Source organism: Ignavibacteriales bacterium, assembly GCA_026390775.1.
Taxonomy (GTDB): domain Bacteria; phylum Bacteroidota; class Ignavibacteria; order Ignavibacteriales; family Melioribacteraceae; genus Fen-1258.
Map to the genome: position 1 here is coordinate 290,222 of JAPLFF010000003.1, position 11,794 is coordinate 302,015.

General features: G+C 35.3%; 12 protein-coding genes. 4 read left to right on the top strand and 8 right to left on the bottom strand.

The window, feature by feature from the left end; genetic code table 11:
- Positions 1-50: 50 nt before the first annotated feature.
- Together NTZ27_01550 and NTZ27_01555 are read right to left on the bottom strand one after the other, a co-directional pair.
- Positions 51-434, bottom strand: coding sequence for a DoxX family protein (locus NTZ27_01550; GenBank protein ID MCX6173422.1), 384 nt, complete (start codon positions 432-434; stop codon positions 51-53).
- 271 nt (positions 435-705) lie between these two features.
- The gene (locus NTZ27_01555) at positions 706-1,269 is read right to left on the bottom strand and encodes a thioredoxin family protein (protein MCX6173423.1); all 564 of its coding nucleotides are present in this window, start codon (positions 1,267-1,269) and stop codon (positions 706-708) included.
- A gap of 195 nt (positions 1,270-1,464) precedes the next feature.
- On the opposite strand from NTZ27_01555, the gene NTZ27_01560 reads away from it, so the two are divergent.
- The 4 genes from NTZ27_01560 to NTZ27_01575 all read left to right on the top strand — a co-directional run bounded on the left by NTZ27_01560 (position 1,465) and on the right by NTZ27_01575 (position 4,771).
- On the top strand, positions 1,465-2,682 hold the full coding sequence (locus NTZ27_01560) for a THUMP domain-containing protein (protein MCX6173424.1): 1,218 nt from the start codon (positions 1,465-1,467) through the stop codon (positions 2,680-2,682).
- 269 nt (positions 2,683-2,951) lie between these two features.
- A complete protein-coding gene (locus NTZ27_01565) occupies positions 2,952-3,743 on the top strand; it encodes a hypothetical protein (protein ID MCX6173425.1) in 792 nt (263 codons plus the stop codon).
- A 13-nt stretch (positions 3,744-3,756) separates the two neighbouring features.
- Entirely contained in the window at positions 3,757-4,305 is a 549-nt protein-coding gene (locus NTZ27_01570) for a YceI family protein (GenBank protein MCX6173426.1), read from the top strand.
- Positions 4,306-4,354: 49 nt separating this feature from the next.
- Positions 4,355-4,771 carry a Rieske 2Fe-2S domain-containing protein gene (locus NTZ27_01575; protein MCX6173427.1) on the top strand — a complete coding sequence of 139 codons (417 nt, stop codon included), beginning with the start codon at positions 4,355-4,357 and terminating at the stop codon, positions 4,769-4,771.
- Between the two features lie 73 nt (positions 4,772-4,844).
- Here NTZ27_01575 and NTZ27_01580 read toward each other — a convergent pair whose 3' ends face one another.
- The 6 genes from NTZ27_01580 to NTZ27_01605 all read right to left on the bottom strand — a co-directional run bounded on the left by NTZ27_01580 (position 4,845) and on the right by NTZ27_01605 (position 11,794).
- Complete coding sequence (locus NTZ27_01580; protein ID MCX6173428.1) at positions 4,845-6,350, bottom strand: NADH-quinone oxidoreductase subunit N; 1,506 nt, start codon at positions 6,348-6,350, stop codon at positions 4,845-4,847.
- A 164-nt stretch (positions 6,351-6,514) separates the two neighbouring features.
- Entirely contained in the window at positions 6,515-8,092 is a 1,578-nt protein-coding gene (locus tag NTZ27_01585; GenBank protein MCX6173429.1) for an NADH-quinone oxidoreductase subunit M, read from the bottom strand.
- 116 nt (positions 8,093-8,208) lie between these two features.
- On the bottom strand, positions 8,209-10,302 hold the full coding sequence (nuoL, locus tag NTZ27_01590) for an NADH-quinone oxidoreductase subunit L (GenBank protein ID MCX6173430.1): 2,094 nt from the start codon (positions 10,300-10,302) through the stop codon (positions 8,209-8,211).
- 3 nt (positions 10,303-10,305) lie between these two features.
- Complete coding sequence (gene nuoK, locus NTZ27_01595) at positions 10,306-10,617, bottom strand: NADH-quinone oxidoreductase subunit NuoK (GenBank protein MCX6173431.1); 312 nt, start codon at positions 10,615-10,617, stop codon at positions 10,306-10,308.
- A gap of 100 nt (positions 10,618-10,717) precedes the next feature.
- Positions 10,718-11,215: an NADH-quinone oxidoreductase subunit J gene (locus NTZ27_01600; protein ID MCX6173432.1), complete on the bottom strand. Its 498-nt coding sequence runs from the start codon at positions 11,213-11,215 to the stop codon at positions 10,718-10,720.
- A 21-nt stretch (positions 11,216-11,236) separates the two neighbouring features.
- A complete protein-coding gene (locus tag NTZ27_01605; GenBank protein ID MCX6173433.1) occupies positions 11,237-11,794 on the bottom strand; it encodes an NADH-quinone oxidoreductase subunit I in 558 nt (185 codons plus the stop codon).

Consider the following 11,794-nt stretch of genomic DNA (forward strand, 5'->3'; position numbering starts at 1 on the left):
TCACTGATTTGAGAAAAGCCCGTTATGATATAACGGGCTTTTTGTTTTAACTAAAGTGCAAAACCAAATGCATAACGGATGGATAAGAAAAGTAGAAGTGCTCCAATTAAAGCTAAATTTTTTGTAAAGTTTACCGTATCGCCCATCTTCTGCTGTATATCTTGAACAGCCCAGAAGTTGTGCATCATGAAAGATGTTGGTATTAAGAAAAGAAGTAAGATGATTGTACCTGCTGTTACATGAAAATTTAAAATGTAACTTAATCCTCCGGCCAAAAGCATAAGTCCGGCGCCCATTACTGCAATGTTAGCCATTGGAACTTTTTTACTTGCAGCATAACCGGTCAACATTTTCAAGTTTATGAAATGATTAATACCGTTATAGACAAAATAACCTCCGAACAATATTCTGCCTAAAATGTTTACATATTCCATTTCATTGCCTCCTTTTAATGATTGTTATTTATTTTTTCTATTCCTTATGAAGCAGATTCTGTTTATTAATTAACGAAAAAATACTATTACTGCAATAAAAATTTTTTGGCCTCACCCCAGTAAAAAACACCGGGCAGACCCCAACCCCTCGATACTCTGAGCTTGTCGAAGAGAAGGAGAGGGTGGCCTGAAAGGTCGGGTGAGGTCGGAGTGAGGTTGAGTTTAATGATAGGGAAGGAGATTAAATCTCTTTCCCTTTTTTGCTAGTATATCAATGGTTTGCTGCTGCAGGTTTCGGTGCGTTCTTTTTTAAGTAAGCAATTATTGTTGAATAATTTTCATTACCTAAATGTTTAGCAGATAATTTTATAATTTTTGCGAAAGCGGTAATTTCTTCATCACTTCCCGGGTAACCAATATTTTGATTCTCCGGCATTACATTAGAGTCAGCAAGCTTTTTCCCGGCAGCATCAAGGAAAACGTAGAAAGGCAGTCCGGATTTTTCTCCACCAAAACTTTTCATTACTTCATTACCACCCGGATTTTCCAATTCTTTTATCTTGTCTCCACGTTCTTGTACATCTAAGTGAGTTATAATAAAATTATCCTCAAATATTTTTTTGAGTTCATCGCTTTGCATTGCATTTTCCAATCGTTTGCACCAACTGCACCAAGAAGCATGGAAAATAAGAAAAACATTTTTATCAGATGCTTTTGCTTCTTTATATGATGCTTTTAGAATGTTATCTGCGGTCTGAGGTTTTGTATCTTGTCCAAGTAAAAAAGTAATAGTAAATAAAGATACGAGCAGAGTTAATGTTAATTTTCTGAACATGGAATAATCTCCTAATTATATTGACTAAGATTTGCGAATCAAATATACAAATACATTTTAGCGGCAAAAAGAAAAAATAATAATGTTGTCATTACGAAGATCCCTACAATGCCAAGGAATATTTATTGTGAATTTAATTCGGTAATTTTAAAATAGAGCGGACAATTATTACGTATTAAAAATAGGATATGTTCTATGTATGAGTATCAGAAGGATAATGTTTTTTTTGCTCAAGTCCCGGGAATGATGGAATCACTTTGTGAAGAGGAACTAATTGAGCTTGGTGCAAAGAATACTAGAGTCGCATATAGAGGTGTTTATTTTGAAGTTGACTCCGCTTCATTATACAGAATAAATTATTTATCACGATTGATCTCACGTGTGCTTGCGCCATTAATTACTTTTCATTGTCAGAATACAAATGTACTTATCAAGACCGCAGAAAAAATTCGTTGGGAAGAAATATTTAATATAAAACAAACTTTTGCTATTTCTGCTTCAGTAGCAAAAAGCAACATCACCAATTCGTTGTATGCTTCTCAATGTTTGAAGGATGGAATTGCAGATTATTTCCGGAAAGTTAGCGATGGTCTTCGCCCTGATGTTAGTACTGTAAATCCGGATGTGCGGATTAATCTTCATATCGAAAAAGATGAAGCTGTTATTAGTTTAGATACATCGGGTGAATCGCTTCATAAAAGAGGATACAGATTATTGGCGGGAGAAGCACCAATGCAGGAAACACTTGCCGCAGCAATTATCCGCATCAGTAAATGGGATGGACAAAATCCTTTATGGGATTGTATGTGCGGATCGGGGACAATTCTTTGCGAAGCGTTAATGCATTATTGCAGAATACCCGCTCAGAAATTGAGAACAAACTTCGGATTCTTTTATATGCCAGATTTCGATAAACAGATTTGGGAAAAGATAAAAGATGAATCTGATCAGAAAATTCGTCCGTTACAAAAAGGATTGATCAGCGGCAGCGATAAATCTCAAAGAGTAATTGATGTTGCAAAAGAAAATCTATCCCGGCTTCCATTTACCGATGCTGTAGATTTATCATGTCATCCATTTCAACATGTTAAACAATTTGAAAACGGAACACTAATAACAAATCCTCCTTACGGAATCCGCATGGGTGAGTTCGAGGATGTGAAAATACTTTATACCGAGCTTGGTGATTTTATCAAGCAAAAATGTAAAGGCACAACCGCGTTTATTTATACAGGCGATCCGGTACTTCGAAAATCAATAGGATTGAAGACATCGAAAAGAGTTCCGTTAGTTAATGGAAAACTTGAAGGAGTGCTGGTTCAAATTGACAGCTATGAAGGAAGTAAAAAAAAATATTATGCTGAATATAAAGCCGAGGAAGAATTATTAAAGAAGAAATCTGAAGATGAATAAAAAATATTTTATTAAAAAGTTATTAATAGCAATAAACAACGAATCATTCTTGATTACTCATCAAATCTAACTCTTAGCAGTATAGTTCTCTTTTCATCCCTTGGGAGTATTGATTGTCGTCCAATCTCTTGGTACATTATTCTGAAAATAATTCAAGCAACCTCTCTATCTGTTTTGGAACTAATAGAATATGAAAATGGTTAGAGATGAAAACTAAGAAAGGACTTCAATGAATAATTAATACAATTGTCTTAAAGAGGAACCTGATTATGAAAAAGCCGGTCATAAGTAAAAGCAATCTATTTGATTTTTTCCAGAAGAGCGATGGTTATGCAAAATATTTTCTTGCCATCATATTTCTATCCTTATTTAGTTTTCCCATTCTAAAAGCACAAGAATTGACATTTAATTCTAGTAAATTACTAACACCTTCCACATTCAAATTCTCAGATTCATTAAGTAGAGGTGAATCACTTGCATTCGCAAATACAGTCCTATCTGATACGACAATTCAGACATTCAAACCAAAATTATTACCTGATAAAATGAGTTTTTTCGAAAGAGGATTGTGGGGAGAGAATGGATTGATGAGAGGAATTGGTCTTGCCTCACCGCTTACACCTGAAGTTAGGAAATACGAACTTGAAGTTCGCAGAACTATGTTAACAGCACATCAAATAGGTGGTTTTGCTACTCTGGGATTGATGTTGGCAACCTGTTATTATGGTCAGCGCATTATTGATGGAGGAGTTGATGGAAGAAGAAATTTTCAATCAACAAAAAATACTTTAGTTGCGGCTACAATAACATCATATTCAATTACAGCTTTACTATCAATTCTTTCGCCACCACCACTTATACGCCGTGATGAATTTAGTACAACTACGTTACATAAATTTCTCGCATGGTTTCATGTTGCCGGAATGATTGTTACTCCTATTCTTGGTTCTTTGATTAACTCTAACCGCACGATTAATTCTGACAAGGAACATTTTCATCAAATCGCCGGTTATATCACAACAGCAATATTTGCCACAGCCATGATTGTAATAACATTCTAACAGGAGAGAAATAATGAAATTAAAAATAAATGTTGTTCTCATATTACTCTTAATTCAATTTTCTATAGTGCTATCTCAATCCAAACAAATTGAAGCAGTAAAACAAGAATCTTCTATAACATATCAACTTACCCATCCGCTACATGAAATTGAATCAACAAGTAAAGAAGCATACTGTAAAATTGATTTTGATCTTAGCAAAAAGGAGATCAAAAATGTTTTTGTTCAGGTAGATGTAACAACCTTCAACAGTGGAAATTCAAGTCGCGATTCTCATGCTATGGAAGTAATTGACGCTCTTTCTTTTCCTGATTCAAGATTTACAAGTTCATCTATTACACAAAAGGGTGATAGCTTGAAAGTTTACGGCAAGCTTACTTTTCATGGGATTACAAAAGATATTATGATCTCCGCTGCTACCAAATGGTCGGATAATAAATTAGTGGTTAATGGAAATTTTGATATTAGTTTAACTGCATTCAAAGTTGAGAGACCATCATTATTGTTAATTCCATGTAAAGACATTTTAAAATTTACTCTCACTCAAGCATTTAATCTGTAGTAAGAAGTAATCGGTTTTAAAAAATAATTAATGAAAAAGGGAAATATATATGGATAGAAAAGAATTTTTAGTAACACTTGGTAAAGGAGCAGCAGTTGCCGGATTAGCTTACTGTGTTGGTTGTGCTGCCAACGGTAATGATGTTCCAACAGCACCATCCAACGTAGATATGACACTTGATCTCAGTCAATCGGCTAATAGTGCCCTAAACAATGTAGGCGGTTCAATTGTGAATAATGGCATTATTATAGGTCGTATCGGTGCATCATCATTCGTAGCTGTTTCTTCCGCGTGTACACATCAGGGAACAACAATACAATTCCAGTTGAACAATAACAGATTCTATTGCAATAACCATGGATCAACTTTTGCATTAGATGGAAGTGTTACTTTAGGACCGGCCACCCAGTCTCTTGCAAAATATAATACAACTTTTAGCGGGAATAGTTTGAGGATTTACAGCTAAGATCTCCCTGTTATAAAACAAAAAAAGCCAACTCACGTTGGCTTTAGTAAATTTATTTTATTGAATCGTGATTTTACATACCTAGGATTACCAAACAACTCTTTGCCGCATCTACCAAAGGCGAAAAGTAAATTCCAAAAACAAGAATTGCTGCAACTAATACTGAAACAAGAATTGTATTTGGAAGTGATGTGATAATAGTTAGAGTTTCTTTTTCAGGTTTGGTTAAGAACATATGTTTAAGAACGCGTATATAGTAATAAAGAGAAACAACCGAATTTAATAAAGCTATTACTGCAACGGCAATCATTTTTGCATCTACAAGCGCAATGAACAAATATAATTTACCGATAAATCCCGCAGTTGGCGGAAGCCCGGTTAACGAAACTAAAAATATTGCAAGCGATACGCCAAGAAAAGGTGATGTAATTCCAAGACCATTATAATCATGAATATCTTCCGATCCGATCTTGTTGGCAATCAACATCACAACCAAAAACGCACCGAGGTTCATTATCAAATAAACAGAGAAGTAAATTAAGATTGCGAGCAATCCTTGATTTGATAGAACAACTAAACCGAGAAGTAGGTATCCTGCATGAGCGATAGAAGAGTACGCAAGCATTCTCTTCATATTGTTTTGCCAGAGAGCAGAGAAGTTACCAAGAGTCATAGAAAGGATTGAAATTGCGATAAGCAAAGTTTTCCAATCAAAGACATTGATCAATTGCCACATACCGTTTGCATCGGCATAAGAAACAAAAGTTGTTCTTATAAATCTTATAAGAAGAGCAAATCCTGCGGCTTTACTTGCAACAGATAAAAACGCGGTAATTGTTATCGGAGCTCCTTCATAAACATCGGGTGTCCAAAAGTGAAATGGTGCAGAAGAAATTTTGTATCCAATGCCGGCAAAAATTAAAAGACATGCAAATGCGAGTGTAAAAAGATTGATATGCGGATTTTGAATCAGCGAATTAATTATATAAAGATTTGTACTACCGGTTAATCCATAAATTAAAGAAATACCGAAAAGCATTAACCCGGATGATATTGCACCGTATAATAAATACTTCAATGCTGCTTCGCTGTTTCTCTCTCTTAATTTTGTAAATCCGGAAAGCACATAAGATGAGAGCGACATTAATTCCATTGAAAGATAGATCAGGATAAGATCTGAAGCAGAAATCATGAAGAACATTCCTAAAACCATACCGAAGATCAAAGCATAATATTCACCGATTCTATCTTTGATCTTAATAATTTCTTCCGAGCCAAATGAGAAGAAAATAATAAAGATAGTTGCGACGACTACAATCACCTTGAAGAAAACGCCGAAAGAATCTACCGCAACCATGCCATACGTATATAATGCTGGCTGGAATGCAAATCCTTTTTCTCCGAATTGATTTAATACAAAGTAACCGGTAATTAAAATACCGGCGAGAGCAACGTAAGGGATAATTTTTTTGTCTTTATGAAAAATCAAATCGGTAAGAACCAGTACAAGCAAAACAACAGAGAGAACAATTTCCGGTATTATTAAACTAAGTGAATGATATAGATTTGTATTTGCCATCAGTAAATTAAAATTCCGCTATTGGTGAATTAATAGCTCCGTCTTTTAAGACGGAGATTAAATTTGACCACCCCCTTTAATTCCCCCTCCTTATTAAGGAGGGGGATATAGGGGAGGTTAAATAATTTTTCCCACGACATAAATGTCGGGGCTATTAAAAAATATTAAAGAGCATTCGTTACAAAATTTACTAGAGAATTTACAGATGAATTCATAATGTCCAGCATTCCCGAAGGATAAACTCCTAAGAAAATAATAATTATAGTAAGAGGAATGAACATAGCATATTCTCGTTTGTCTAAATCTTTAAGTGTTGCCCATTTTTCATTTAGCGGACCGAAGAAAATTCTTTGAAGAGTCCACAACATATAGCCTGCACCAAGAAGAATTCCAAGAGTGGAAATTAATGTGAGAACTCTAATTGCACTAACACCAAATGCACCGATGAATACAAGCGCTTCAGAAACAAATCCGCTCAAGCTTGGTAAACCGATTGCAGCAAAGAAAGCAACAGTAACAAATCCAGTGTAGATCGGCATTTGAGTAGCAAGTCCGCCAAAATCATTTAATCCTCTTGTATGAGCTCGATCGTAAACAACTCCGACAATCAAGAAGAGCATTGCAGTAATTGTTCCGTGATTGAACATTTGGAATATTGCACCGTTAATTCCGATAGTTGTAAGCGATGCCATTCCAAGTAGAACGTAACCCATGTGAGAAATAGATGAGTAAGCAATTAATTTTTTGAAATCTTTTTGTGCAAGTGCAACAAGTGCACCGTAAACTATATTTATCATTCCAAAGAGAGCAATGTACCACATCAACTGTCGCGTAATATCAGGAAAGATTGGATAGCTGACTCTCAAAATTCCATAAGTACCCATCTTTAAAAGAACGCCGGCAAGAATAACAGAGATTGGTGTTGGTGCTTCAACGTGTGCATCAGGTAACCATGTATGGAACGGGAACATTGGAATTTTAATTGCAAAGCCGGCAAACAATGCGATGTATGCAATTAATCTTAAGTTGTTTGGATTCAATGCAGATAAAATTCCATCTGCCGAGTAATTAGCCGGGTTCATTAAAGCAAGTAAACTGAATGTATGAACTTTACTTCCGTCTAACATTAATTCTGTTGCGCTGAAGTATAATCCAATCATAACTAAAAGAATGAACACACTTCCAAACAATGTATAAATGAAAAACTTTATAGCGGCATATTCTTTTCTTGGTCCGCCCCAAATACCGATTAAGAAATACATCGGCAGCAACATCAATTCCCAGAAAATGTAGAATAGGAAAAAATCGAGAGAGACAAAAACGCCCATCATTCCGGCATCAAGAAGAAGGAAAAGTGCAAAATATCCTTTAACAGATTTTTCAATTGTCCATGATGAAATAGCAGCGATAAATGAAATGAGCGCAGTCAAGAGAACCATCGGCATACTCAATCCATCAATTCCCAAGAAGTAATCTACCTTAACATTACCGATCCATGAAATTCCGCTGATATTTATCCATCTAAATTTTTCTATGAATTGAAATGACTTTTCTTCATAAATACCTGCGGCTGAGTAATTATAATGTGCAAGAAGAATTACTGCTAATACAACTTGTAGTGCAGTAATACCAAGCGTCAAGTATTTTATTGATTTGGGCTGTTCTTTTTTCATGAATAAGATTAAGAACATTCCCAGCACAGGAAGAAAAGTAATTAACGAAAGTATCGGAAATCCAATCATACAACTAACCTATATTTTTTAATTTTGTAATTGTCATTCTGAGAAGTGAAACGACGAAGAATCTCTAAATCAATTAATTAGGAGATCCTTCGCTCCGCTCAGGATGACGTAAAACGTCAAAACGGTTTAAAGAACATCAATAAAATAATTATTGCAAAAATTACAAAGACAATGTATGTCTGAACTTTTCCGGTTTGCAATCTTCGGAAAGATAATCCTACAAAACCGCTGAAGAAAGCTGTAAAGTTTACAAAACCATCTACAACAAATGTGTCGAACAAACCGCTCATCTTAGAAACGAATCTTGTTACAGTTGCAGATCCGTTCACAATTCCATCAACAACTTTGTTATCGAACCATGCAAGGATTGAACTGAAACTTAATGTACCTGCAATTGCCGTCATATCGTAAAGTTCATCAAGGAACCATTTGTTCAAAGAGAAATTGTAGAGAGGTTTAAGCTTCTCTGCAAGTTTATCGGCATTAAGTTTTTTCCATTGGTAGAACATGAATGCAAGTAATATTCCTAATCCAGCTACTGCAAGAGATAAAAACATAGCAGGGTAATGCGCCCAGTGCATTGTTTCTGTATATTCAATGGAATGAGTTACTTCTCCGTGTATTTCAGCTTTTGCTTCTTCAGTGCTTGGTTTCATAAAGTCGAAACGAGTTGTAATCGGTACAACCTGCGCAGGAGTTTTAATCCAATTCTTTATTACCCAACCGTCTGCAGCACCAATTGGATTTGGTGTGTACCAAATAAAAATTGAAAGTGCCGCGAGAACAACAAGCGGAGCCGTCATAACAAAAGGTGATTCATGTGCATGATCGAACTTGTGCTGATCCCTTGGTTCTCCATGGAATGTTAATATTACCAAACGGAACATATAGAACGCAGTTAATCCCGCAACTGCAAATCCTATGAATGGTATGAGCCAGTGTCCGGTAAGTTTACCGAATGCTAAAGTGCCGGCGAGAATTCCGTCTTTACTTAAGAAACCTGAGAAGAGTGGAATTCCGGAGATTGCCAAAGTAGAAATTAAAAATGTGTAATAAGTAACCGGCATTTTCTTTCTCAATCCGCCCAAGTTGCGTATATCTTGTTCATGATGCATTGAATGAATAACAGATCCGGAACCTAAAAATAGACATGCTTTGAAAAATGCGTGAGTAATAAGATGAAAGAATGCAAATGCATAAGCACCGACTCCAAGAGACATAACCATATAACCTAATTGCGAAACCGTTGAGTAAGCTAAAACTTTTTTAATATCATTCTGCGTGAGAGCAATTGTAGCAGCGACTAGAGATGTAAATGCACCTACTACTGCAATGACTAACATTGCATCAGCAGTAAGCATAACAAAAATTCTAACAACTAGATAAACACCAGCAGCAACCATTGTAGCGGCGTGGATTAATGCACTAACCGGAGTTGGACCTTCCATAGCATCAGGTAACCAAACATGAAGAGGGAACTGAGCAGATTTACCAACGGCTCCCATAAAAATCAAAATACCGGCGGCTGTTAACCATGCATTACTTCCAAAAGGAATATTTCCTGCTGCAATCTGTTGATATATAACATCGAATGTAAATGTTTTGTATTGAGTAAAAAGAATAAGTATACCGGCAAACATTCCGATATCGCCGATACGGTTTACAATAAATGCTTTCTTAGCAGCATCGGAAGCGGATTTTTTCTCAAACCAAAAACCAATTAATAAGTATGAAGAGAGACCAACTAATTCCCAGAAGATGTACATCATTAACAAATTGTGTGTAAGAACTATCCCAAGCATAGAGAAAGTAAAAATTCCGAGATAAGCAAAGTAACGTGTGTAAAGTTTATCACCACGCATGTATTCAATAGAGAAAACATGAACAAGAAAACTGATAAGATTTACTACTAAGAGCATCAGTACTGTTATGTTGTCAATCTTGAACCCGAGTTCTATATTAATTGCACCAGGTGATGGAGCGTTGCCCATTGTTATCCAAGTGAATGCAGCAACTATATCTTTTGTATTGTAAAACGAAAGTTTTGCATAAGCAGCAATTATTGATAGAAGTAATGCAATCCCAAGAATCGCAACTTCGAACAGATATAATTTTGGAATTCTTTTACCAAAGAAAACAACAATAGTAAATCCAAGTAAAGGAAGAAAAAGAATAACAATGGAAATATTGATTAGTAAACTTTCGCTCATAGCCTATTCTTTTAAGTGATCTATTTCGTCAACATTAACGTTTGAAAAAGTTTTATATATATTTAAAACTATAGCAAGTGCTATTGCTGCCTCTGCTGCTGCAAGGACAATTACGAACAGAGCAATAACTTGTCCGCCTAAACCGAAATTACCATACTTAGAAAAAGCTATGAAATTGATATTAGCGGAATTAAGTACAAGTTCTATTCCCATTAAAACCATCACAGCATTTTTTCGGGTTACTATTCCATAAATGCCGAGAGAGAACAAAATTGCACTGACAATCAAAAAATGTGTTAATCCTACTTGTAACAACTTATTTCTCCTATTTTATTCTGATCCCGATTATAAGGGAAGAGAATCTCGACTATGTGAAGGATAGAGACTCTTCACTTCGTTCAGAGTGACAAAAAATTTATTCTTTATCTCTTCGTGCTATAGATGCCGCACCAATCAATGCTATAAGCAATAAAATTCCAAGTAATTCAAAAATCAAAACATAATCTGTTAATAATAAATGACCGATATCTTTAGTTGTAGTTAATGGTATTACTGACGGTTCGGATTTCCATTCAGTCCAAACCATAACTGCAACAACAGCACCCATAAAAATTCCTGTAGCGATTGCTGCTGGTAACATATGAATGGTACCTGTACGGATCTCAACATTAGTAATTTTATTAGTAAGCATCACACCGAACAATAACAAAATTAATATACCACCGACGTAAATCAGTATTTGTGAGATTGCAATAAAATCAGCACCAAGTAAAACATAAATTCCGGCAACACCAAAAAAAGTAAACAGCAAATAAAAAGCAGAGTGTACGATATTTCTTGTTGTAACTACAAATAAAGCAGATAATAAAGTAATGGCTGCGAATATGTAAAAGATGATATCGTAAAAATTCATTGAATCAATTCTCTAAAATATTTACTCAGATTTATTTTCAGTTTGTGCTGGTGTTTCCGGTTTTGGTTTTGCAGCTGCAGCAGCTTTTTCAGTTTGGAATTTTTCATAATTTATTTTTTTCTGTACGGCTTCTTCATCAGTTAATGTTGCAAACTTGTAAAGAAAATTACTTCTTTCGTATTCAGCAAATTCATAAACGTCCGTCATGTAAATGCATTCGGTTGGACAAGGGAAAACGCATAATTGGCAATAGCAGCATTTTGCAATATCTATATTAAATTTTGTAACCCAGAGAGCTTTCTTTTTCCCGTTGGAAGTAACACCCAAATCTTCTCCAGGAATACTTTTTACAGTTTCAATTTCGATACAACTTACCGGGCAAGCACGTGAACATTGATCACATCCAATACAATCATCCATATTAACGTATAATCTGTTTCGGACTCGTTCCGGCAATTTAACTTTTACATCGGGATACTGAATAGTAACAGCCGGCGTAAATAAATGTTTGAAGGTAACCTTCATTCCAACGAGAACAGTAAAGATGCCATCATATGTATTTTTGAAATATTGTTTCAT

Excerpts from the sequence above, each read along its gene's own strand:
- NTZ27_01550 (MCX6173422.1), bottom strand. The coding sequence starts at position 434 with ATGGAATATGTAAACATTTTAGGCAGAATATTGTTCGGAGGTTATTTT.
- NTZ27_01555 (MCX6173423.1), bottom strand. The coding sequence starts at position 1,269 with ATGTTCAGAAAATTAACATTAACTCTGCTCGTATCTTTATTTACTATT.
- NTZ27_01560 (MCX6173424.1), top strand. The coding sequence starts at position 1,465 with ATGTATGAGTATCAGAAGGATAATGTTTTTTTTGCTCAAGTCCCGGGA.
- NTZ27_01565 (MCX6173425.1), top strand. The coding sequence starts at position 2,952 with ATGAAAAAGCCGGTCATAAGTAAAAGCAATCTATTTGATTTTTTCCAG.
- NTZ27_01570 (MCX6173426.1), top strand. The coding sequence starts at position 3,757 with ATGAAATTAAAAATAAATGTTGTTCTCATATTACTCTTAATTCAATTT.
- NTZ27_01575 (MCX6173427.1), top strand. The coding sequence starts at position 4,355 with ATGGATAGAAAAGAATTTTTAGTAACACTTGGTAAAGGAGCAGCAGTT.
- NTZ27_01580 (MCX6173428.1), bottom strand. The coding sequence starts at position 6,350 with ATGGCAAATACAAATCTATATCATTCACTTAGTTTAATAATACCGGAA.
- NTZ27_01585 (MCX6173429.1), bottom strand. The coding sequence starts at position 8,092 with ATGATTGGATTTCCGATACTTTCGTTAATTACTTTTCTTCCTGTGCTG.
- nuoL (MCX6173430.1), bottom strand. The coding sequence starts at position 10,302 with ATGAGCGAAAGTTTACTAATCAATATTTCCATTGTTATTCTTTTTCTT.
- NTZ27_01600 (MCX6173432.1), bottom strand. The coding sequence starts at position 11,215 with ATGAATTTTTACGATATCATCTTTTACATATTCGCAGCCATTACTTTA.
- NTZ27_01605 (MCX6173433.1), bottom strand. The coding sequence starts at position 11,794 with ATGAAACAATATTTCAAAAATACATATGATGGCATCTTTACTGTTCTC.